The following is a 22,773-nucleotide window of genomic DNA, read 5'->3' as shown; positions in this document are numbered from 1 at the left end:
ATCTTACGGACCCTGCGGCACATGGAAGCTTTGATCTGGATCGTCCTGACGGCGCTAGTGATCGCGCTGCCTTTTCTGTACCCGCGCTGGCGTCTGCGCCGGCTGCTGGCCCGGCCGTTGGCGCCCGAGGCGGAGGCCATTCTGCAACGCAATATTCCAGTCTACCGCCGCATGCCGGCCGAGCTGCAACAGCAATTGCGGCGCATGGTGCAGCAGTTCCTGCATCAAAAGAAGTTTGTCGGTTGCGAAGGGCTGGAAGTCACCGATGAAATGGCGGTCACCATCGCCGGCCAGGCCTGTTTGCTGCTGCTGAACCGGCCCAGCAAGGTGTATCCGGCGCTGCATACCATTCTGGTGTATCCGACCGAATTCGTGGCGCAGCGCGCCCAGGTCGGCCCCGGTGGCGTGATCACGCCGGGCCGGCAGAGCATGCTGGGCGAATCGTGGGACGACGGCCGGGTGGTACTGTCGTGGGACAATGTGCGTCATGGTGCGGCCGACTGGACCGATGGCCACAACGTGGTGTTGCATGAATTCGCGCACCAGCTGGACAGCGAATCCGGCCGCGCCAACGGCGCGCCGTATCTGGGTGATCCGGCCAGCTACCGCGCGTGGTCGGAAGTGCTGTCGCGCCACTATGAAAATCTGCGCATGCGCGCCATGTACCGGATGGAGACGGTGATGGACCCGTATGGCGCCACCAACCCGGCCGAGTTCTTCGCGGTGGCCACCGAAACTTTCTTTGAAAAGCCGTACCAGATGGCCGAGCATCACGCCGAGCTGTACGAGGAATTCCTCAAGTACTACCGGGTCGATCCGCGCCAGTGGATGTCGCCGCCACCGCCGCCGCCGGCGCCGGAAGCGCCAAGCTACGCCTATGGCTGGTAGTCACAGGATGATGGAGCCGTCGTCGCTGCGCTTGACCTGCAGCAGGCCCGGTTCCTCTTCCTCCAGCCGTTGCGCTTCCAGTTCCTGCGGCGATGGCGCTTTGCCGGCCTCGGCCAGCAGGCGCTGACGTTCCTCCAGTCCCTGCAAGATGTTTTGCTCCAGCTCGGCCTGCTGCCATGGCTTGGGGATGAAGCGGAACACGTGGGCGTCGTTGATGGCCGTCATCGCGGTCTTGAAGTCGGTGGAGGCGCTGAGCATGATGCGCACCGTGGTCGGCGCCACGTCCTTCAGCGCCTGCAGGAATTCGCCGCCGCTCATCTCCGGCATCATGAAATCGGACACCACCAGATCGAACTCGCAGACGCAAATGCGGTTCAGCGCATCGAACGGATTGGTGAAGGTTTCGATCTGGGCGCCGGCCAGCGGCTTGCTTTGCCGTAGCGCCCGCTGCAGCGCGCTCAGCATATTGGGTTCATCGTCGACCAGCAGTATGCGGCTCATGCTTGCTCCTCGGTGTGGCGGACCGGCAGCAGCACGCGGAAACAGGTGCCACGGCCCAGTTCGGTATCGACTTCGATCCGGCCCTTGTGCTTTTGCACGATGCCGTAGGCCAGCGACAGCCCCAGCCCGGTACCTTTGCCGACCGCCTTGGTGGTGAAGAAGGGATCGAAGATGCGCGACAGCGTGTCGGGCGCGATGCCGTTGCCGGTGTCTTCCACCTCCAGCTTGACGGTGTCGGCGTCGGCCATGCCGGTGCGCAGCGTGATCTTGCCACGTTCCTCGCCCATGGCCTGGGCGGCGTTGACCACCAGGTTCAGCACCACCTGGTTGATTTGCAGCGGCAGGCATTCGATCTCCGGAATGTCGCCATAGGCCTTGACCACGTCGGCGCGGTATTTGACCTCGTTGCCGACGATGTTCAGCGTCGAGTCTATGCCCTGGTGCAGGTCGGCGCGGCTCCATTCCTGGCTGGCGTCGGCGCGCGAAAAATCCTTCAGGTCTTCGACGATATGGCGCACCCGCACGATGCCCTCGCGCGATTCGCGCATCAGCGCCGGGATGTCCTGGCGCAGGAAGTCGAGATCGATCTGCTCGCGCATGGCGCGCAGCTGCGCCGCCACCGCCGGCTGGGCGATGCTGGCTTCGGCTTGCTGGTAGGCGTCCAGCATGCCGAACAGCTGGTCCAGATAGTTTTGCAGCGTGCCGACGTTGGAAAAGATGTAGCCGATCGGGTTGTTGATCTCGTGCGCCACGCCGGCCGCCAGCTGGCCGATCGAGGCCATTTTCTCGGCCTGCACCAGCTGCTGCTGGGCGGTCGACAGCAGGTCGTTCAGTTCGGTCAACTGGCGGATGTCGTCCTCCAGCTTGTCGTTGGCATGGGCCAGCTGGGCGGTGCGTTTCTCGACGATGTGTTCCAGATTGTCGCGCGACTTGCGCAGCGCGTTTTCGGCCACGCGGCGTTCGGTGACGTCGCGCAGGGTTTCAATCGCGCCCACCACCTGGCCGGTGGCGTCGCGCAGCGGCGCGGCGGTGAAGTGCAGCCAGTGGCCGCTGGCGCCGATGTTGGGGAAGAAGTCTTCGGCCTCGTAGGCGCCGGTGATCAGCGCCGACGGATGGCTGTGGCCCGGATAGTGGGCGGCGATGTTGTCGTCGCCGGCCACGATCAGGTCGCACAGCAGCGGCCGCTCCTTGATGTAGAACGGTTGCCACTGGTTGCGGGTGCCGACCATGCAGGCGCGGGTCCAGCCCAGCAGTTGCTCGCACGCCTTGTTCCAGTGGGTGATGACGTGCTGGCGGTTGATGGCGAAGGTGGGCACCGGGTGGCCGTCGAAGAATTCATCCAGTGCCACTTCTGCCTGGGTCGGGAGTTTCATGGGCTGTCCTTAGTTGACGAGTATTTGGCACATATCGCTGACCTGCAGCGGGCAGCTCTGGCTGAGTTGCTGGCGCTGTTCGTCGCCGAGCGCCAGCGTGGCCCAGGCCAGTTCACGCTGTTCCGCGCCGGTCTCCGACGGCTCGGCCAGCTGTTGCGCCAGGCCGACCACCAGCGCCAGACCGCCGGCGTTGGCGCAGTGCTGTTGGCGGATAGCGTCCTGTATCGCGGGCGGGAATTTCCAGTGCGCGGCCAGCGCGCTGCCGGCCTGGGCGTGGTCGACGCCAAACACCGCCAGTTCGGCCTCGGCCACGCTGGCGTCCTGATGTTCGTGGCGCCAGGCCGGTACCGCCGCGTACTGCGCGGGGAAGCGGGTGGCCAGCACCAGCGTGCCGAGGTTGTGCAACAGGCCGGCGGTGAAGGCGGTGTCCGGACTCTGGCGCAAATGCCGCGCCAGCGCGCGCGCCCACACCGCGGTGGCCACCGCCTCGCGCCAGAAGGTGTGGAAGTCGAGCGGCACCGCCGGGCTGGGCGGCACCGCGCCGATCACGCCGCAGGCGGTGACCAGGGTGCGCACACTGTGCAGGCCCAGCACCGCCATCGCCTGCTGGATGCTGTTGACCTTGGACGGCATGCCGTAGAACGAGGAATTGGCCAGCCGCAGCGTTTTGGCGGTCAGCGCCTGATCGCGCGCGATGCGGCTGGCCAGGTAGTGCAGGTCGACGTCGTCCTGTTCCATGCTGGACAGCAGCTCTGCCACCACCGCCGGCAGCGACGGCAGGTCGTGGATGTGGCGCACCACCTCGTCCAAGGCGAGCTGGCTGGCCGGGCTCATGGCGCGGCCTCGCACAGGCTGAGGGTGATCAGGCTGCCGCGTGAGGCCGAGTGCGTGCCCATCGGCCAGGCCGAGACCGCGTAACGGGCGCCGCCGATATCGGTCTGGTGGCCGGACGGCGGCAGCGCGGCGCCGGCCGGGAACAGCTGCGGCAGCACGGCGCTGGCGGCATTGCCGAGCAGCGCGCCACCGCGCGCGAACAGGCTGCCGGCGGCGGCGTTGACGAAGGCGATCATGCCATCGTCGTCCATGCCGATCACCGGCAGCGGCAGCTGTTGCAGGATTTCGCGCGCGATGTTGAGGCTGATTTCATCGCGCGCGATCTGGCGCTGCATCTGGTGCAACAGCTGTTCCATGCGGCGGTTGGCGCTGGCCAGCTCGTGGTTGGCGTTGCGCACTTCCATGTGCAGGCGGGCGTTGTCGTCGGCGATCTCTTTCAGGTGGAACGCGTCGCGCAAGTGGGCGCGCAGCTGTTCGTCGTCCCACGGCTTGGTGAGGAATTTGTAGATCGCGCCTTCGTTGACGGCCTCGGTCACCGATTGCAGTTCGGTATAGCCGGACAGCATGATGCGGATGGTGTCCGGCCGCAGCGTGCGCGCCTGGCGCAGGAAGTCGGCGCCGTTCAGGCCGGGCATGCGCTGGTCCGAAATGATGACGTCGACCGGCTGCTGCGCCAGCAGTTCCAGCCCCTGTTCGCCGGAGTGAGCGGTGAGGATGTCGTAGCCGTCCGGGCGCAGCAGACGCTTCAGCGCGGCCACGATGTTGACCTCGTCATCGACCAGCAGCAGGCGGCGCCGTCGTGCCTGCAGCCGCAGCAGATGGGGCGGCAGGCGGCGGTCGGCGCGCAGCAGGGCGCCGATTTCCTGCGGCGTCAGCGCCGGCGCGTAGATGTCGCCCTGTATCAGGTCGCACAGATTGTCGCGCAGGAAGCTTAACTGCGCCTCGGTGTGGACACCGTCGGCCGCCACCCGCAGGCCAAGGTGCTGCGCCATCGCGATCAGCGCCTGGCAGTGGGCGGCGGCGGCGGCGTCCTCGGGCACGGCGTGTACGCAGGCGGCGTCCAGCTTGACGAAATCGAAGGGATAGCGGCGCAGATGGTCCAGGCAGGCCGGGCCGGCGCCAAAGCGGTCCAGGGTCAGGCACACGCCCAGTTGCTTGAAGAAGTCGAGCGCGGTGGCGCTGGCGGCGGGGTCTTGCAACAGCACGCTTTCCTCCAGCTCCAGCGTCAGCGCGGCCGGCTGCAGCGCATGCGCGTCCAGCAGCGCCGCCACCTGCTGGCCGAAGCGCGGATCGAACAGCTGCGGTGGCGCGACGTTGAGCGCGACCTGGAAATCGCAGCAATCCAGCGCGCCGCCTTGCCATAGCTGGCGGTCGGCGCAGCTGTGGCGCAGCACGGCCAGGCTGTCCGCGTGGGCGGACAGCGCTTCCAGGCTGGCCACCGCGCCATTGCGCAGATCGACCAGCGGCTGGTAGCGCGGCGGCGAGTGGGCGTCAGACTCCATCGGGCGTTCCTATCGAAATGGAAGCTTGCTGCGCGTAAATACTATCGTTTGATTATACGGTGTAGCCCGGCCGGTTCAACTGTTTTAACGTGTGCGCAAGCGAACCGACGCCGGCGGCGTGTGCGGCGACACTGCGGAAAACCTTAAACTAGGAGAAGACCATGAGCACGATTATTGCGGGCCATTTCCAGTTGCAGGATGAAATCGCCGATGCGCGGCTGGCGTTGCTGGACGCCGGCTTTGCCGCGACACGCATCAGTTCGTTTTACGTCAATCCGCCGGGCCAGCACGATTTGTACGAGCTGGGCGGTGACCACGACAAATCACCCGGCGCCAAGGACAGCGACGAGGGAGTGGTGCAGGGCGGCGCGACCGGCGCCGTGGCCGGTGCGCTGGCGGGCGCGGCCACCATCCCGATCAGCGGGCCGCTGGGACCGGTGGTGGGCGCGCTGGTGGGCGCCCACGTCGGCTCGTTGTACAGCTTGCACAAGATGAAGGAACGCGGCGAGCCCGAGGACGATGGCGGCAACCGGCGGCCGCCGCGCAAGGCCGGCATGATGATCGCCGTGGCGGTCGACGATGGCGCGCAGGAAGCCAGGGCGCTGGACATTCTGCGCCGGCTGGGCGGGCGCGACATCGAACGCGCCGAGGGCCAGATCAGCGGCGGCGACTGGCGCGATTTCGACCCCAATTCGCTGCCGCTGCCGGCCTGAGTCCGGCAATAGTGTCGGCTTGTTATCTGCCATCTGGCGCAAGGTTGTTGCTTATCCGAGACTATGCCTGCGCGCTAGGCAATTTTCGGTATGATAGCCGCTAACCACAACCGAAACGCGCAACCGAACAGCGGGAGGCGGCAATGACTCAGGCATGGCTAGTGCTCACACGTCCTGACGGACGCGATGTCCCCGCGCCCTCGGAAGCCCAGATGGCGGCCGCGCTGGCCGATGTCTACAGCGGCAAGATCGCCAGTCCCGACGGCGGCCCCGGCAGCGCGGTGCTGCGCTTCGGCTACGACGATGGCCTGATGTACGAGATGGAGGTCTCGAGCGGCGGCGCGGTGCGCTTTGCCGAATGGTCGGACCGCGATTGTGAAATCGCGCTGGCGTCGCCACGCACCATGACGGTCCAGCAGCAGGCCGATGCCCTGCTGCTGTGGCGCTTGATGGCGCAGCGGCAGGTGGCCAAGATCCGCAGCCAGCCCTGGCTGTCGGACGATTAAGCTTCAACGGCGGCGCTGTTCCAGCCGGGTCTGGCAATTGATGCAGAAGCGCGCTTCCGGGCGCGCGTTCAGGCGCGAATAGCCGATGGCCTCGCCGCAGCTTTCACACAATCCATAGGCCTGCTCGGCAAACTTGGCCAGCGCGTGCTGCACCACGTCCAGCTGACGCGCGGTGTGGGTGGCGGCCTCGTGCACCGCCGCGTGCAGGATGCGCTGGCTGGCGTTGTCGGCCGGCGAGGCTTCGGCCTGGTGCGGCAGTGGCAGGCGCAGATCGGTGCTGCGGTCGAGATCGTCCGCCAGCCGGGTCAGCAGCGCGACGCGCACGCGTTCCAGCCGCGTCTGCAGTACCTGCCATTGTTGATCGTCCAGTCCATTCATGTTGCGTGCTCCTCAGAGCATTGGACTGGCGTTGGCAAGAATCGTTCTACAGCGCTTCGATGTGCTGCTTGAGTTTTTCCAGTGGTGACAGCAGCCGTTCCGGCTTGCCGGTGGCCACCGCCGCGCCCAGCGTCAGCAGCTCGGCGGCGAGGTCGACCAGATCCTTGAGACGGTTGATGTGATCGATTTTCTGCTGCGCCAGCGCGGTCAGGTCCAGCAACTGCTGTTGTTGCGCGCCGAGGCCGCTGGCGGCCAGTACCGCCGCATCCAGATACAGACTGTTGGCGCGCTGGCGCAGCGCCACCTCGTTTTCAAACAGCGCCTGCGCCACACCCTGCGAAATGCCGGGCAGGGCGCCATCCGGGCCGGGATTGCGGATGGCGCGCATCAGGCGCGCGTGCAGCGCATTGGCGCTGGCGGACAGATGATCGGCCAATGTTTCGATCGCGGCTTGCGATTGCGGGTCTGCCATGGCTGCTCCTTATTTGGGGGGAAGTTGCGCCACCAGCGCGCGGTGCTGCTGCTCGATCGCATCCAGGTTCTTGCGCGCCAGCGTGTAGCGCAGGCCGATCAGGCGGTACTCGTTCTGCTTGTCCTGCTGCTGCGAACGGGCCAGGGCCAGCAGCAGACGTTCGCGTTTGGGATCGAGGAAGGGGATCTCCGATTCCAGCATGCCGATCACGATTTTTTGTTCGTTGTCGCTGCTCTTATCGTACAAGCGCAACAGCGTGCGCATCGCGTCCAGTACATCTTGCACCGGCTGCTGGCCGTCGCGCAGGATGTCGTTGACGGCTTGCTCCTGATAGGGCGCGCTGATGCCGCGGCTGATCAGTCGGGTCAGGCCGGCGAAAGCGTTGACGTGGCGGTCTTCCAGGCCGGAGTCGGGCCAGGCTTTGATGCCGGTGCTGAGATTCTTGACCTGGTCTTCGAAGTCATAGCGATTGTCGCCGGCCAGCTTGCCCAGCGTTTGCATATAGGCTTGCAGGCCGTATTGCAGTTTGACGAAATCGTCGCAGGCTTGTTGGCGGCGGGCGTCCAGCGGCTGCTCGCGGGCATCGGCCTCGGGCGACAGATAAGGCTGCTCGCGCTGATAGGTGTAGCGGTAGCGCTCGGTCAATTCATGATAAGCGCCCAGCTTGGGCGATTCGGCGGCAAAGGCGCGCACCTCGGCCATGCGCGGCGTGCTGCTGGCGCAGCCAGTGAGGATGGCCAGCAAACCCAGCATCAAGAACAGACGGGACAGTTTCATGAGCACTCCACAGTAGGTGGGACGATTGTTGCCTGTAGTGAATATCTCCGTGTTGCGCGAGCGCAGATCAGGCGGTGAGTGTTTGCCGCCAGCCGAGACCGGCGTTAGTGTCGCCGGCCGGCATATATTCACAGCCCAGCCAGCCATCGTAGCCGATGCGGTCGATGTGGGCGAACAGGTGGCGGTAATTGATCTCGCCGCTGCCGGGCTCGTGGCGGCCGGGGGTATCGGCAATCTGCATATGCTTGATGAAGGGCAGCAGCGCCTGAATGGTATTGGACAGCTCGCCCTCCATGCGCTGCATATGGTAGATGTCGTACTGCAGGAACAGGTTGGGGCAAGCGGCTTCCTCGATGATTTGCACCGCCTGGTGGCTGTGGTTGAGGAAATAGCCGGGCATATCGTAGTGATTGATCGGCTCGATCAACAGATTGATGCCGTGCGGCTGGGCCTGACCGGCGGCATAGCGCAGATTATCGATATACGTGGCGCGGGCGCGTAGCGGATCGAGTCCGGCTGGGGTCTTGCCGGCCATGCAGTGCAACTGCTGCACGCCCAGTTCGGAGGCGTAATCAAGCGCGCTGGCGACACCGGCGCGGAACTCATCGACGCGGCGCGGATCGCAGGCCATGCCGCGGTCACCGGCATTCCAGTCGCCGGGCGGCAGATTGAACAGCACCAGCTGCAACTGATAGCGGCGCAGACGCTCGGCAATCAGATCAGCGTCGAAAGCATAGGGGAAGAGAAATTCCACCGCCGAGAAACCGGCATCGTGGGCGAGCGCGAAGCGATCGAGGAAAGGCGCGTCGACATACATCATCGACAGATTGGCGGCGAACTTGGGCATAGCGAAAGCCTTCAGTGACAGAACCACCATTGTAACCCGGGGTCAGGTCCATCATTTCTACACGGTCTCTACCGTAGCGTCCCGCTACGGTAGAGACCGTGTAGAAATGATGGACCTGACCCCGGAGTTATTTAGCGGCCTCGGCCGCCGGAGCGGTGCTGCTGGGCGCCGCGTGGGGCGTTGCCGCCGCCGTTGGCTGGACGTGGGCCGTTGCCGTTGCCGCCGCCGCCGGCGGAGCGTGGCTTGTTGCCGCTGCTGTTGCCGTTGCCGCTTGCGGCGGGCTTGTTGCGCGGGGCGCCGCCTTGACGGCCGGAGCCGCCATTGCGGTGGCCTGGGCCACCACTGCGCAGCTGGATCGGTTGTGGACGCGCGGTTGGGTCCGGTTCGAAGCCCGGGATCACGTCACGCGGCAGGGTCTGCTTGATGAGCTTTTCGATGTCTTTCAACATGTCGTGCTCGTCCACGCAGACCAGCGATACCGCTTCGCCGGTGGCGCCAGCGCGGCCGGTGCGGCCGATCCGGTGCACATAGTCTTCCGGCACGTTCGGCAGGTCGTAGTTGACCACGTGTGGCAGCTGGTCGATGTCGATGCCGCGCGCGGCGATGTCGGTCGCCACCAGCACTTGCAGCTTGTTGTCCTTGAACTCGCTCAGCGCCTTGGTGCGCGCCGATTGGCTCTTGTTGCCGTGGATCGCCATCGCGCCGATGCCGTCCTTGCCCAGCTGTTCCACCAGCTTGTTGGCGCCGTGCTTGGTGCGGGTGAACACCAGTACCTGCGACCAGTTGTTGGATTTGATCAGGTGCGCCAGCAGCGGGTGCTTTTTGTCGCGGTCCACCGGGTGGATTTTTTGCGCGATCACTTCCGAGGTCGAGTTGCGGCGCGCCACTTCAATCGTGGCCGGATTGTTCAGCAGACCATCGGCCAGTGCCTTGATTTCGTCCGAGAAGGTGGCCGAGAACAGCAGATTCTGGCGCTTCGGCGGCAGCTTGGCCAGCACTTTGCGGATGTCGCGGATGAAGCCCATGTCGAGCATGCGGTCGGCTTCGTCCAGCACCAGGATTTCAATCTTCGACAGGTCGACCGTGCCCTGTTCCATGTGGTCCAGCAGCCGGCCCGGGGTGGCGACCAGGATGTCGACGCCGTGCTTCAGTTGCTTGATCTGCGGGTTGATGCCGACGCCGCCAAAGATCACGGTCGAGTTCAGCTTGGTGTACTTGCCATAGGTGCGCACGCTTTCTTCCACCTGGGCCGCCAGTTCGCGGGTCGGGGTCAGGATCAGGGCGCGGATCGCGCGCGGCGAATTGTTGCTGGTCAGCTTGCTGCCAACCGCGTCGGTCGACAGCCGATGCAGCAGCGGCAGGGTGAAGCCGGCGGTTTTGCCGGTGCCGGTCTGGGCGCCGGCCAGCAGGTCACCGCCGTTCAGTACCGCAGGGATGGCCTGCTGCTGGATCGGGGTGGGCGTGGTGTAGCCGGTGTCGGCCACAGCGCGCATCAGGGCGTCGGACAAACCGAGGGAGGAAAAAGACATATTAACTTTAAGTAAAGATCCGCCTGTCGCCGCTTGGGCGCCAGTCGCAGGCAATCTGTTGTTCTTGGCGTGCGGGACCCGACTGGGTGTAGGCCGCAGCTTTCAGTATAGCAGCTAGTTTCATCAAGGAAATAAAAAAAGGGAGCAAACGCTCCCTTTCAGCTGGGTTTTTTGTAACAGGATGTCAGGCGAATGGTGCCAGCAGGCCGACCATCTGACCGAACACTTTCGGGCTGCCGGCGATGATGTCGCCTTTGTACAGGTAGTCGGATTCGCCGTTGAACTCGGCGACGATGCCGCCCGCCTCGGTCACCAGCAGCGCGCCGGCCGCGATGTCCCAAGGCTTCAGGCCTTTTTCATAGAAGCCGTCCAGGCGGCCGCAGGCGACGTAAGCCAGGTCCAGCGCGGCGCTGCCGGCGCGGCGGATGCCTTGGCTGCGCTCGGCCATGATGCCGTACATTTCCAGGTATTCCTTCAGCGCGGCTGGGCTGCCGGTCTTGTAGCCGGTGGCCAGCAGGGCGTTGGCGATGCGGTCCAGCTTGCCCACGCGGATGCGTTTTTCGTTCAGGTAGGCGCCGGCGCCCTTGGTGGCGGTGAACAGGTCGTTGCGCACCGGGTCGTAGATCACGCCCTGGGTGATGACGCCGCGCTGCGACAGCGCGATCGAGATGCAGTACTGCGGGAAGCCGTGCATGAAGTTGGTGGTGCCATCGATCGGGTCGATGATCCAGGTGTATTCTGCCTCGTCGTGCGCATTGGCGGAGGCGCCACTTTCCTCGCCCAGGAAGGCGTGGTCAGGATAGGCTTTGGACAGCACTTCGATGATGGCTTGCTCGGCAGCCTGGTCAACGTCGGTGACGTAGTCCTTGTGGTTCTTTTCGGTGACGATCACGCGATCGAGGTCGAAGGAAGCGCGGTTGATGACGGCGGCGGCGCGGCGCGCGGCTTTCACGGCCGTGTTAATCATTGGAGATTGCATGGGCTATTCCGTAATAAAAATGCTAACGCCCACCGGGAGTTTTCCAGCCCGGCGGCACGACAGGAGACAAAATGACAAAGAGCGGGGCGGTGCCAACAAGGTAGAATTCTGCTTGAATTCCCGATTTGACACCGCGCAATACCGCTATTTTAAATGAACCTGCCACAAATCAACACGAATCTTTTCAAACAGCTGCGATTTATTCTGGTCGAAACCAGCCGCGCGGGCAATATCGGGGCGGTGGCGCGGGCCATGAAAACCATGGGCTATAGCGAACTGGTGCTGGTCAATCCGCGTTTCGACAATGCGGTGCAAGACCCGGAGGCGGTGGCGTTCGCCAGCGGCGCCCAGGATATCCTGGCCGGCGCGCGCGTGGTCGGCAGCATGGCCGAGGCGCTGGATGGCATCAACTTCGCCGCCGCGGTGTCGGCCCGGCTGCGCGAATTTTCGCCGCCGGTGCTGTCGCCGCGTCAACTGGCCGGCCAACTGGTGACGCAGCCAGAGCTGCGCGCGGCGCTGATCTTCGGCAATGAGCGCTTTGGCCTGCCGAACGAGCTGGTCGAGCAATGTAATGTTTTGATTAATATTCCCGCCAATCCGGAGTATTCGTCGCTGAATCTGTCGCAGGCGGCCCAGGTGCTGGCGTATGAATGCCGGATGGCGGTGCTGGAGGGCGCCGGCGTGGTCCACACGCCACGCCTGCCGGCCGCCGACGCCAGCGAGGTCGGTTTCCACGGCGAGGCCGCCAGCCTGGCGCAGATCGAGGGCATGTATGCCCATCTGGAGCAGGCACTGGTGCGGATCGGCTTCCTGGACGCCGACAATCCGCGCAAGCTGATGCCGCGCCTGAAGCGCATGTTCGCCCGCGCTCAGCTGGAAAAAGAAGAGGTCAACATCCTGCGCGGCATCGCCCGCAAAATGATGGGCCGGCCGGATGGCAAGGATTGAGTCATACTAAGCAGATGAGCTCGCTTACCTATCTCCGCCGTACCGTGCTTGCCGCCGCCGCGTTGAGCACCGGCCTGCAAGCGTCGGCCGTCGAGCTGCGGCTGGTCGGCGGCGAAACCTCGTTTTACTGCTTCCCCAGCGCGCCGGGCAGTAGCGACCGGCCGTCCGGCCTGGCTTGCGAGCTGATGGCGGAAATGGCCAAACGTACCGGCCATACCGGCGCCATCCAGCTGTATCCGCTGGCGCGCGCGCTGATGGTGGCCGGGACCACGCCAGGCGTGCTGGTGGCGCCGGTGGCGCGGATTGCGGCGCGCGAAAAGCAGTACCAATGGCAGGTGCCGCTGCTGGACGAGGATTTCGTGGTGGTCGCCAGCAAGGATTCGACGGTGGACATCTCGAGCGTGGAAGCGGTGCGCAAGCTGTCGCTGGGCGTGGTGCGCGATGGTGTCGGCGCGCGGCTGGCGCAGGAATTGGGTTTCGAGCACATCAGCCTGGTGGCGCATGACGATATCAATGCGCGCAAGCTGGGCGCCGGCCGCGTCGATGCCTGGCTGAGCTCGTGGAATGGCATTTTGCAGGCGCAGCGCAACACCGGCCTCGATCCGGCCAAGCTGCGGCGCGGCGCGGTGCTCAGCCGCACCACCATCTATATGGCCAGCGCGCCCGGACTGGATCCGGCCCTGCTGGCCGACTGGCGCGCCGCGCTGGACGCGATGAAGCGCGACGGCAGCTACGACCGGCTGCTGAAGAAATACCAATACGAACTGCCCAAATAGGAACGCATGAGCTTGAACTGGGATCATCCGCAACCGCACGTTCTGGAACTGTCGCCGGCCGCCGCCGATATCGACGGCCTGGACCACACCAACAACGCGGTCTACGTGCAATGGTGCGAAAAGGCTGGCTGGTCGCATTCGGAGCAACTGGGCTTGGGCCTGGCCGATTACCGCCGGCTTGACCGCGCGATGGCGATCCGCCGGTCCGAATACGATTATCTGCTGCCGACCACGGCCGGCGAACGGCTGCTGCTGGGCACCTGGCTGTACGCCACCGACGGCAAGCTCAATATGGAGCGCCGTTTCCAGCTGCTGCGCGCCAGCGATGGCGCCACCGTGTTACGCGGCCGCTGGGAACTGGTGTGCATCGAGATCAGCAGCGGCCGCGCGCGCCGCATGCCGGCCGAATTCTGTGAGGTCTATCTGCCGGCGGTTATTGCCGGTTGAGCGGGTGTTCCGGCGCGCCGCCGGCCTGGTGCAGGCGCGCCGCCGGCTGCAGGCCATAGCGGGCCAGTGTGGCGCGCCAGACCGGATCGTCGGCCATGGCGCGCACCACGCTGTTGACGGCGTCGCGCTCGGTCTGCATGCCCGCCTGGAACATCAGCTGCCGCGAGAAGCGGCCGAGATTGGTTTGCGAGTAGTGCAGCCCGGCCTGCGCCTCGGGCGAGATCTTGGCCAGATAATGCGCGCTGGTGCCGGCCATGGTGACCGCGTCCAGCCGTTTCGCCATCAGCATCTTCAACAGCGCGGCCTCGCTTTGGGCGCGGTGCACGTGCACGCGGCCGGCGTCGATGTCGGCCTGGATGAAGGGATAGCTGTGGCCGCGCATGCCGCCCAGATTGATCTGATTCAGCGAGCCGGCGCCGTGATACTCAATTGGCTGGTCCTTGCGCGATAACAGTTCCTGGCGGTCGTCCAGCAGCGCGTCCGAGCGCAGATACGGGCCGTCAAACACCACCGACGGCGCCAGCAGCACCACGCCGCGTTCGCCGTGTTCCAGCATCAGGTTCAGGCGTGCGCGCGGGATCACCGCCAGCGTATAGTGATAGCGCCCCGCCAGCGCCTGGTTCAGATAGTCGACCAGATCGCGCATCAGGCCGGCATTGCTGACCGGATCGGTGATGTAGGGCGGCGAATCCAGATAGGTCCAGGCCGCGATTTCCCGCGGTGCGGCGGGCGCGCTGCCGGCGCTCAGGGCCAGCATCAGCGCCAGCACGGCGCGGCGCGTGGACAGATGACGTTTTTGCATGGCGAGCATCTTACACCGGTTAGACGCCACCCTCTATTTTTGCAAGTTGGTGCTGTTGCAGTTTCGCTTACACTACAAAAAACCATAAAAATGGACGGAGACAATGCTATCTTCCCGCAGATCTTTTCTGAAGATCGGCGTGGCCGGCGCGTGCACGCTCGCTGCCGGCGGCGCCGTCTATCGCCTCGCCTATCCACCGGCCGCCGGTCACCGCTTCGTGCTGGAAGGCGGCGCGCTGGCCGTGCTGCGGGCGGTGATCCCCGTGATGCTGGGGCCGGTGCTGCCGGCCGAGCCCGCCGCACGCGCGGCGGCGCTGGAAGCCGCTTGCGGCCGCGTCCGCGACGCCGTGCTGGGCCTGCCGCTGACGACGCAAAAGGAAGTGCAGGATTTGTTCGGGCTGCTGGCGCTGGGACCGGCGCGGCGCTTGCTGGCCGGCGTGGCTGGCGGCTGGGAGCAGGCCGATCCGCATCAGGTCGAAGCGTTTTTGAACAGCTGGCGCACGCATAGCCTGGAAACGCTGCGGGCCGCCTATCACGCGCTGCACGATTTGATTATCGGCGCCTGGTATGCCGATCCGTCGGCGTGGCCGGCGATCGGCTATCCGGGGCCGTTGCCGGAGCTGCTGGCATGAGCCTCATTCCCGATCCGATTCAGGCTGGGCTGGCGGCCGGCTGGCAAGTCACCGACGCCGCCCAACTGCGCGAAGACCGCGTGCTGGAGGCCGACGTGGTGATCGTCGGCAGCGGCGCCGGTGGCGGCGTCACGGCCGAGATCCTGGCGCTATCCGGCCTCAAGGTCATCATTGTCGAGGAGGGCGCGCTGAAGTCATCCAGGGACTTCAAGATGCGCGAGGCCGAAGCCTATCCAACGCTGTACCAGGAGTCGGCCGCGCGCAAGACCAAAGACCAGGGCATCACCATTCTGCAGGGCCGCACCGTGGGCGGCAGCACCACCGTCAACTGGACCAGCAGCTTCCGCACGCCCGACATCACGCTGCGCCACTGGAACCAACGTTTCGGCCTCAACGATTACACGCCGGAGGCGCTGGCGCCGTGGTTCGAGCTGATGGAAGCGCGCCTCAACATCACCGACTGGCCGACGCCGCCCAACGAGAACAACGACCTGCTGCGGCGCGGCGCCGCCAAGCTCAACATTCCGACCGCGTCGATCCGGCGCAACGTCAACGGTTGCTGGAACCTCGGCTATTGCGGCATGGGCTGTCCGACCAACGCCAAGCAGTCGATGCTGATCACCACCATTCCGTCGGCACTCAACCATGGCGCCAGCCTGATCACGCATGCGCGCGCGGAGCGGCTGCGGATCGAGAACGGCCGCGTCAGCAGCCTGGAGTGCGTGGCCATGAGCGCGGACGGCCTCGGCACCACCGGCCAGCGCCTGACGCTGCGCGCCAAGCACTATGTGCTGTCCGGCGGCGCCATCAACACCCCGGCCTTGCTGTTGCGCTCGCAGGCGCCGGACCCGCATGGCTTGCTGGGCAAGCGCACCTTTTTACATCCGACGGTGATTTCAGCCGGGCTGTTCGCGCAGCGCGTCGACGGCTATGCCGGCGCGCCGCAAACCGTGTACTCGGACCACTTCCTGCACACCGAGCGCATCGACGGCCCGATCGGCTACAAGCTGGAAGCGCCGCCGCTGCATCCGCTGCTGTTCTCCACCACCATGCCGGGATTCGGCGCCCAGCATGCGGCGGTGATGCAGCAATTCCCGCATGTGCACGCGCTGCTGGCGCTGCTGCGCGACGGCTTCCACGACGAGGCCGTTGGCGGCAGCGTATCGCTGCGGCATGGCGCGCCGCTGCTGGATTATCCGCTCACGCCGTTCCTCTGGGACGGCGTGCGGCGCGCCTTGCTGACCATGGCGGAAATCCAGTTTGCCGCCGGCGCCCGGAGCGTGACGCCGGTGCACGAGCAGGGCCAGGCCTACGCCAACTGGACGCAGGCCCAAGCCGGCATTAACGCCTTGCCATACAAGCTGCTGCAAGCGCGGGTGGTGTCGGCCCACGTGATGGGCGGCTGCGGCATGGCCGACGATGAACGGCTGGGCGTGACCAGCGCCGATGGCCGCTATCGCGGTGTCAGCAACCTGTCGGTGCACGATGGCTCGCTGTTCCCGACCGCAATCGGCGCCAATCCGCAACTGTCGATTTATGGCATGGTGGCGCGCCTGGCCAGCGGCCTGGCGCAGCAATTGACCGGGCGGCCGGCGGCGCGGCCGACGCCGGCATAAAACGCGGTATCATGCAGTCATGATCAAACGACTGCTGATACTGCTGCTGGCGGCACAAGCCCTGCTGATCGCGGGGCTGGCCATCGGCCTTTATTACTGGTGGCGCCCGGCCTGGGAGGCGCAACTGAGTCCGCCTTCAACCGTGGCGGTGTACCTGGCCTGCGGCCTGCTGGCGGTGCTGTTGATACGGCTGATGATCTCGGCCAACAACTTCTATCTGAGTTGGCGCGCCGGCAGCGTGACGCCGCCGGATCACACGCTGAACCCACTCAGCGCCGCCAATCTGTTCTGGCATGAATTCCATTCATCGATGCTGACCTCGTCCTATTACATGCTGCGGCCTATCGGCATGCAAGTGCAGCCGCGTGACCGGCAGCGCGGCTTGCCGGTGCTGCTGATCCACGGCTATGCCTGCAACAGCGGCTACTGGCTACCGATGAGCAAGCTGCTGAAGCAGGCGCGCATCAGTCATTACGGCATCGACCTGGAACCGCCCGGCGCCTCGATCGACGATTACGCGCCGCAGGTGCAGGCGGCGGTGGCGCGGCTGCGCGCCGAGACTGGCAGCCCGCAAGTCATCATCCTCGCGCACAGCATGGGCGGGCTGGTGGCGCGCGCCTATCTGCGGCGTTATGGCGATGCCGATATCGCGCGCGTGATCACGCTCGGCACGCCGCATCACGGCACGGCGCTGGCGCATTTCGGTCCCGGAAGCAATGCGCAGCAGATGCGGCGCGACAGCCCATGGCTGGGCGCGCTGGCCGCATCTGAGGCAAATACGCAACGTCTGTTGTTCAGTTCCATTTATTCCGTCCACGATAACATCATCGCGCCGCAAGACTCCAGCGACCTGCCGGGCGCGCGCAATCTGGTGTTCGGCGCCATAGGCCATGTGGCGCTGGGACGGCATCCGGAAATCATGCAATGCGCGCTGCAGGAAATCGAATCGGCCACGCCGGCGTGATTTTGTGTGAAGATGTGCGCGCCGCGTTGCTGTATGGTGAGTCCTGTACCAGTAGCAAACAAGGCGAGGCGATGGCGATCGATTTCGGCACCCTGATCCTGAACGAAACCCCTGACGCTGTCGTGGTGACCACGCTGGACGGAAAAGTCGTGTGCTGGACCAATGGCGCGCAGACAGTGTTCGGCTACACCAGCGAGGAAGCGCTGGGCCAGCAACTGGATGCGCTGATCGTGCCGCTGGCGCTGCCCAACGATGGCGCCGACGCGCTGCGGCAGGCGCTGGAGCGCGGCACCGCCAGCTATGAATCGATGCGGCGCGCCAGGGATGGCACGCTGGTGTATATCGACAGTTCTTGCAAGCTGGTGCGCGACGAGCAGGGCGCGCCCGCCTATATCTTGTGGAGCAAGAAGGACGTCACCACGCTCAAGGTGCTGCGTGACGCCAAGCTGGTTGAGGCGCGCTATGACGGCATTCTGGAATCGATGCCGGACGCCATTATCGTGGCCAATGCCGCCGGCCGCGTGGTGCTGGCCAATCGCCAGGCCGAAGCCTTATTCGCGTATGCGCACAACGCCATGCGCGGCATGCTGATTGAAAGCCTGATGCCGGAACGCTTCCGTGGCGCGCATATGGGCCATCGCGGCGGATACGCGACCGAGCCGCTGGTGCGCGCCATGGGCACTGGCCGCGACCTGTACGGCCTGCGCAGCGATGGCGCCGAGTTCCCGGTTGAAATCAGCCTCAGCCCGATCAGGACCGAGGAGGGCACGCTGGTGGTGAGCGCCATCCGCGACATCAGCGAGCGCAAGCAATTTGAGGTGCTGCTGCGCGAAAAGAATGACGAACTGGCAAAGGCGGTGGCTGCCAAAGACCGCTTCCTGGCCGGCATGTCTCACGAATTGCGCACGCCTTTAAACGCGATCATCGGTTTTACGGGTACTATGCTGATGAAGTTGCCTGGACCCATCAATGATGAACAGAGCAAACAGTTGCGGATGGTGCAGAGTAGCGCCCGCCATCTGCTGTCGCTGATTAACGATTTGCTCGATTTGACCAGCATCGAATCCGGCAAGGTGGCGCTGGACCTGGCGCCGGTGCGCTGCCGGCCGCTGATCGATGAAGTGCTGGCCTCGTTCAAGCCGCAGGCGCGCAACAAGGGGCTGGCGCTGGAATTCGAAGGAGCGGCGGACGATGTGACGGTGTCCAGCGATCGCCGCGCGATGCAGCAGATTTTGATGAACCTGGTGCACAACGCCATCAAGTTCACCAACCACGGCACGGTGCTGGTGCGGCTGACCAAGGCGATCGTGGGGCACAAGTCCTGCGCCACCATCAGCGTCAGCGACACCGGCATCGGCATCGGCGAGGAACAGCGTGGGGCTTTGTTTCAAGCGTTTTCCCAGTTGGACGCCAACGCGCTGCGGCAATTTGAAGGAACCGGCCTGGGCTTGCATCTGAGTCGCAAGCTGGCATCGCTGCTGCAAGGCGAGATTTTGTTTGATAGCGAGTACGGCCGGGGTAGCGTGTTCACGCTGGCTCTGCCGCTGGAAGAATAAAAGAAAGGGGATTACACGTGGCAGCACGTATCCTGATCATAGAAGACAATGCCACCAACATGGAGTTGATGGTGTATTTGCTGCGTGCCTTTGGCTACGAGCCCTTGTCGGCCAGCGATGGCGAGGCCGGTGTGGCGGCCGCCAAGCGCGAACAGCCGGACCTGATTATCTGCGATGTGCATTTGCCCAAGCTGGATGGCTACGGCGTGGTGGGCGCGCTCAAGGCCGATCCCGAGGTGCGCCACATCCCGGCGCTGGCGGTGACCGCGCTGGCCATGGTGGGCGACCGCGAGCGCTTGCTGGAGGCTGGTTTCGACGGCTATATCGGCAAACCGATCGAGCCGGACACCTTTGTGACCCAGATCGAGTCTTTTTTACAAGGGGCAGTGTCGTCCCCGGCTAAAAACGATGCAGCCACGATTTTGATCGTGGACGATCACGTACTCAATCGTGAATTCCTGATGACGCTATTAAGTTATGGCGGTCATCGCTTGCTGGAGGCGTCCAACGGCGCCGAGGGCTTGAAAGTGGTGTTGGCGGAAAAGCCGGACCTGGTGATTTCGGACATCCTGATGCCGAATATGGATGGCTACGAATTCGTCACCCGCATGCACGAGCATGCGGAAACCGCCGATGTGCCGGTGATTTTCTACACCGCCACCTACCGCGAGCGCGAGGCGGTGGCGGTGGCGCAGTCATGCGGCGTGCGCTGGGTCCTGCCCAAGCCGTCCGATCCGGAAGTAATTTTGCAGACGGTGAAGGAAGCGCTGGGCCGCGCCGACAGCATCACCGTGCTGGAACCGTTGCCAGCGTTTGCGCCCGAGCCGCCGCAGGAAGGCCGCTTGCATGACATCGACCACAAGGTGGCCGAATATCTGGACGAGCTGGAATCGAGCAGCCAGCTGATTACCCGGCTGGCCGGCGACAGCGACGATGCGGGCACGGAAAATCTGTCGCGCATGACGCAGCGGCTGTCGCATTCGCTGTCCAGCCTGCAGGCGGTGAGCTTGCGGCTGACCGCGCTGATCGAGCTGGGCATCGAGCTCGGCGCCGAGCGCGATCCGAGCGCGCTGATGGACATCGGCTGCCGCGTGGCGCAGAACATCTGCGTCTCCAAATATGCGTGCATCGGCGTGCTGGAGCCGGGCGCGACCGAACTGAGCTATTTCTCCAGCGCCGGCGCCGGCATGCCGGTGCGGCAAATTGCGCAAACCCCGCGCGCCGGCGTGCTGCGCGGCTTGCTGGACCAGCGCCTGCCGTGCCGCATCAACGACCTGAACGGCGATCCGGCCACCATCGGCCTGCCGCCGACACACCCGCCGGTGCACTCCTTCCTGGGCGTGCCGATCGCCGCGCGCGAGCGCACCCATGGCTGGCTCTACCTGGTGGACAAGCTGGGCGCCGACGGCTTCTCGGAAGTTGACGAGCGCGTGGCCGCCACGGTAGCGGCGCAGGTGGCGGTGGCGTTTGAAAACCTGCTGCTGTACGAGGAAATCAAGCGCCATCACGCGCAGCTGACGCTGGACATGAATGCCCGGATCCGTCTCGACGAGGACTTGCGCCGGTTCCGATTGGCGATGGACGCCACCGCCGACGCCATCTTCCTGGTCGACCGCGCCGGCATGTGCTTTGTCGACGTCAACGCCACTGCTTGCCGCATGCTGGGCTTTGAGCGCGAGGAATTCCTCAAGGTCGGCCCGAATCATGCGCTGGAAGGCGAGCTGCGCAAGCTGGAAGAGCTGTACGACAAGCTGCTGTCCGGCGACCAGAGCGGCGCCATGACCGAGCTGCTGTTGCAGTGCAAGGATGGCTCGCCGCTGGCGGTGGAAGTGCAGCGCCGCACGCTGCGGTCGGGTGCCAGCTGGATCCTGGTGGCGGTGGCGCGCGACATCACCGAGCGCAAGGAAGCCGAGCAGCGCCTGCTCAAGCTGGCCCATTTCGATACGTTGACCGGTCTGCCCAACCGCAGCCAGTTCTACGATTCGCTGGTCCACTCACTGCGCCAGGCGGCGGAACACAAATGGTCGCTGGCGGTGCTGTTCCTGGATGTCGACCGCTTCAAGAACGTCAACGACACGCTGGGCCACACCATCGGCGACGAGCTGTTGCGGCAGTTCTCGTCGCGGCTGGTCGACTGCCTGCGCGTGCGCGACACCATCGGCCGCTTCGGCGGCGACGAGTTCGCCGCCATCCTGATGCTGCCGGAAGGCGCGCAGAACGCGGTGGCGGTGGTGGACAAGATCCGCGAGGCGTTGCGCCGGCCGTTCGACCTGAAAGGGCACGAGGCCACCGTCACCGCCAGCATCGGCATCGCGGTTTATCCGGACGATGGCAATGAGCCGGACACGCTGATCCAGTACGCCGACACCGCCATGTACCGCGCCAAGGAAGCCGGGCGCGACGCCTTCCGCTTCTTCACCGCCGAGATGAACGCGCAATCGCTGGCGCGGCTGGACCTGGAAAACGCGCTGCGGCGCGCGATTGAGAACGAGGAATTCGTGCTGCACTTCCAGCCCAAGGTCAACATCCTCAACGGCCGCATCAGCGGTGCCGAGGTGCTGATCCGCTGGCAGCGGCCGGGGCATGGCATGGTGTCGCCGGCGCTGTTCATTCCGCTGCTGGAAGAGACTGGGCTGATCGTGCGGGTCGGCACCTGGGTGATCCATGAGGCGTGCCGCAAGATCGCCCAGTGGCACAAAGAGAATGTCGGCGCGGTGCATCTGTCGGTCAACGTATCCGGCATCCAGTTCTTTGTCGGCGGGCTGGAGGAAGAGGTGCTGAAAGCCATCCGCGAACATGGCATCGCGCCCGAGCTGCTGGAGCTGGAGCTGACCGAAAGCTCACTGATGTCGAATGCCGAGGAAACCATCAGCGTGCTGCAGAACCTGAAGGCGCTGGGGATTCAGATTTCGATCGACGACTTTGGCACCGGCTATTCCTCGCTGGCCTACCTGAAGCGCTTCCCGATCGATAAACTGAAAATCGACATCGCCTTTGTGCGCGAGGTGACCAGCAATCCGGATGACGCCGCGATCGTACTGGCCATCATCAACATGGCGCACAGCCTGAAGCTGAACGTGATTGCCGAAGGGGTGGAGAAGGATGCCCAGCTATCCTATCTGCGCCGGCACGGCTGCGATGAAATGCAGGGCTATTATTTCAGCCGTCCACTGCCGGCCGACGATTTCGAAGCCATGCTGCGCGAAGGCCGTCAGCTGCAAGCGCCGGCCGATGAGGAAGTCGCCGATCAGCAAACCCTGTTGATTGTCGACGACGACGCCTTCATGCTGGACGTGCTGACCGATTTCCTGGCGCAGGACGGCTACCGCATCCTGACCGCGCAGACCGCCGCCGAGGGCTTCGACATCCTGGCCAAGCACCGCGTGCAGGTGATTCTGTGCGACCAGTGCATGCCGCTGATGAGTGGCACCGAATTCATGGAGCGGGTCAAGAACCTGGCGCCGGACACCTTCCGCATCATGCTGTCGGCTTATGCCGACCTGACGCCGATCATGGCCGCCATCAACCACGGCGCCATCGACCGCTTCTACACCAAGCCGTGGAAGGGCGCGGTGCTGCGTGAAAACATCCGCGAAGGTTTCCGTTTGCACGCCCAGTCACACGGCAGCGCGCGGGCCGCGCTGACGGCCGCCCAGACGGCGCCGCAATCGGCATAAAAATTTCGGGATTGATGAAAAGAGATGCTTAATTTATAATTTCCGCATCTCAACACT

The 22,773-nt window shown here is 64.7% G+C and carries 22 protein-coding genes; 11 read left to right on the top strand and 11 right to left on the bottom strand.

What is annotated here, in order from left to right:
* The first annotated feature begins 21 nt into the window (after positions 1-21).
* A complete protein-coding gene (locus GJ699_RS30065) occupies positions 22-888 on the top strand; it encodes a M90 family metallopeptidase (RefSeq protein ID WP_154383100.1) in 867 nt (288 codons plus the stop codon).
* Here the strand turns inward: GJ699_RS30065 and GJ699_RS30060 are convergent, their stop codons facing one another.
* Genes GJ699_RS30060 through GJ699_RS30045 form a run of 4 tightly spaced genes read right to left on the bottom strand, consistent with a single transcriptional unit; the run spans position 889 to position 5,098 of the window.
* Positions 889-1,389: a response regulator gene (locus GJ699_RS30060; RefSeq protein ID WP_154383099.1), complete on the bottom strand. Its 501-nt coding sequence runs from the start codon at positions 1,387-1,389 to the stop codon at positions 889-891.
* On the bottom strand, positions 1,386-2,762 hold the full coding sequence (locus GJ699_RS30055; protein WP_154383098.1) for an ATP-binding protein: 1,377 nt from the start codon (positions 2,760-2,762) through the stop codon (positions 1,386-1,388). The genes GJ699_RS30060 and GJ699_RS30055 overlap by 4 nt, the downstream gene beginning before the upstream one ends.
* Before the next feature lie 9 nt (positions 2,763-2,771).
* Entirely contained in the window at positions 2,772-3,596 is an 825-nt protein-coding gene (locus GJ699_RS30050; protein WP_154383097.1) for an HDOD domain-containing protein, read from the bottom strand.
* A complete protein-coding gene (locus tag GJ699_RS30045) occupies positions 3,593-5,098 on the bottom strand; it encodes an EAL domain-containing protein (RefSeq protein ID WP_154383096.1) in 1,506 nt (501 codons plus the stop codon). The genes GJ699_RS30050 and GJ699_RS30045 overlap by 4 nt, the downstream gene beginning before the upstream one ends.
* Before the next feature lie 161 nt (positions 5,099-5,259).
* Here GJ699_RS30045 and GJ699_RS30040 point away from each other — a divergent pair, with 161 nt between their 5' ends.
* On the top strand, positions 5,260-5,811 hold the full coding sequence (locus GJ699_RS30040; RefSeq protein WP_154383095.1) for a glycine zipper domain-containing protein: 552 nt from the start codon (positions 5,260-5,262) through the stop codon (positions 5,809-5,811).
* Between the two features lie 143 nt (positions 5,812-5,954).
* Entirely contained in the window at positions 5,955-6,317 is a 363-nt protein-coding gene (locus tag GJ699_RS30035) for a hypothetical protein (protein ID WP_154383094.1), read from the top strand.
* A 3-nt stretch (positions 6,318-6,320) separates the two neighbouring features.
* Here GJ699_RS30035 and GJ699_RS30030 read toward each other — a convergent pair whose 3' ends face one another.
* From GJ699_RS30030 to GJ699_RS30005, 6 genes are all read right to left on the bottom strand, one after another.
* The gene (locus GJ699_RS30030; protein ID WP_154383093.1) at positions 6,321-6,695 is read right to left on the bottom strand and encodes a TraR/DksA family transcriptional regulator; all 375 of its coding nucleotides are present in this window, start codon (positions 6,693-6,695) and stop codon (positions 6,321-6,323) included.
* A gap of 46 nt (positions 6,696-6,741) precedes the next feature.
* The gene (locus tag GJ699_RS30025; RefSeq protein ID WP_154383092.1) at positions 6,742-7,167 is read right to left on the bottom strand and encodes a hypothetical protein; all 426 of its coding nucleotides are present in this window, start codon (positions 7,165-7,167) and stop codon (positions 6,742-6,744) included.
* Between the two features lie 9 nt (positions 7,168-7,176).
* Positions 7,177-7,944 carry a hypothetical protein gene (locus tag GJ699_RS30020; RefSeq protein WP_154383091.1) on the bottom strand — a complete coding sequence of 256 codons (768 nt, stop codon included), beginning with the start codon at positions 7,942-7,944 and terminating at the stop codon, positions 7,177-7,179.
* A gap of 67 nt (positions 7,945-8,011) precedes the next feature.
* Complete coding sequence (gene otnI / locus GJ699_RS30015) at positions 8,012-8,791, bottom strand: 2-oxo-tetronate isomerase (protein WP_154383090.1); 780 nt, start codon at positions 8,789-8,791, stop codon at positions 8,012-8,014.
* A 131-nt stretch (positions 8,792-8,922) separates the two neighbouring features.
* A complete protein-coding gene (locus GJ699_RS30010) occupies positions 8,923-10,320 on the bottom strand; it encodes a DEAD/DEAH box helicase (protein ID WP_154383089.1) in 1,398 nt (465 codons plus the stop codon).
* 184 nt (positions 10,321-10,504) lie between these two features.
* Complete coding sequence (locus GJ699_RS30005; RefSeq protein ID WP_154383159.1) at positions 10,505-11,287, bottom strand: inositol monophosphatase family protein; 783 nt, start codon at positions 11,285-11,287, stop codon at positions 10,505-10,507.
* Between the two features lie 165 nt (positions 11,288-11,452).
* On the opposite strand from GJ699_RS30005, the gene GJ699_RS30000 reads away from it, so the two are divergent.
* The 3 genes from GJ699_RS30000 to GJ699_RS29990 are packed head-to-tail and all read left to right on the top strand — an operon-like array spanning position 11,453 to position 13,470.
* A complete protein-coding gene (locus tag GJ699_RS30000; protein ID WP_154383088.1) occupies positions 11,453-12,247 on the top strand; it encodes an RNA methyltransferase in 795 nt (264 codons plus the stop codon).
* 14 nt (positions 12,248-12,261) lie between these two features.
* Positions 12,262-13,023 carry a substrate-binding periplasmic protein gene (locus tag GJ699_RS29995; protein ID WP_154383087.1) on the top strand — a complete coding sequence of 254 codons (762 nt, stop codon included), beginning with the start codon at positions 12,262-12,264 and terminating at the stop codon, positions 13,021-13,023.
* A 6-nt stretch (positions 13,024-13,029) separates the two neighbouring features.
* A complete protein-coding gene (locus GJ699_RS29990; RefSeq protein WP_154383086.1) occupies positions 13,030-13,470 on the top strand; it encodes an acyl-CoA thioesterase in 441 nt (146 codons plus the stop codon).
* Here GJ699_RS29990 and GJ699_RS29985 read toward each other — a convergent pair.
* Positions 13,457-14,272 carry a substrate-binding periplasmic protein gene (locus GJ699_RS29985; RefSeq protein WP_195763684.1) on the bottom strand — a complete coding sequence of 272 codons (816 nt, stop codon included), beginning with the start codon at positions 14,270-14,272 and terminating at the stop codon, positions 13,457-13,459. The genes GJ699_RS29990 and GJ699_RS29985 overlap by 14 nt on opposite strands.
* Positions 14,273-14,375: 103 nt before the next feature.
* On the opposite strand from GJ699_RS29985, the gene GJ699_RS29980 reads away from it, so the two are divergent.
* The 5 genes from GJ699_RS29980 to GJ699_RS29960 are packed head-to-tail and all read left to right on the top strand — an operon-like array spanning position 14,376 to position 22,716.
* A complete protein-coding gene (locus tag GJ699_RS29980) occupies positions 14,376-14,903 on the top strand; it encodes a hypothetical protein (RefSeq protein WP_154383084.1) in 528 nt (175 codons plus the stop codon).
* Positions 14,900-16,519, top strand: coding sequence for a GMC family oxidoreductase (locus tag GJ699_RS29975; RefSeq protein ID WP_154383083.1), 1,620 nt, complete (start codon positions 14,900-14,902; stop codon positions 16,517-16,519). The genes GJ699_RS29980 and GJ699_RS29975 overlap by 4 nt, the downstream gene beginning before the upstream one ends.
* A gap of 19 nt (positions 16,520-16,538) precedes the next feature.
* Complete coding sequence (locus GJ699_RS29970; RefSeq protein ID WP_154383082.1) at positions 16,539-17,483, top strand: esterase/lipase family protein; 945 nt, start codon at positions 16,539-16,541, stop codon at positions 17,481-17,483.
* Entirely contained in the window at positions 17,444-19,039 is a 1,596-nt protein-coding gene (locus tag GJ699_RS29965) for a PAS domain-containing sensor histidine kinase (protein WP_308495544.1), read from the top strand. Before GJ699_RS29970 ends, GJ699_RS29965 begins: the two co-directional genes overlap by 40 nt.
* A gap of 17 nt (positions 19,040-19,056) precedes the next feature.
* Positions 19,057-22,716 carry an EAL domain-containing protein gene (locus tag GJ699_RS29960; RefSeq protein ID WP_371867713.1) on the top strand — a complete coding sequence of 1,220 codons (3,660 nt, stop codon included), beginning with the start codon at positions 19,057-19,059 and terminating at the stop codon, positions 22,714-22,716.
* Positions 22,717-22,773 lie beyond the last annotated feature (57 nt).

The sequence above is a fragment of the Duganella guangzhouensis genome (assembly GCF_009674535.1).
Taxonomy (GTDB): domain Bacteria; phylum Pseudomonadota; class Gammaproteobacteria; order Burkholderiales; family Burkholderiaceae_D; genus Rugamonas; species Rugamonas guangzhouensis.
Note: the sequence above shows the minus strand (reverse complement) of the source record. Positions and strands in the feature narration are given on the sequence as shown.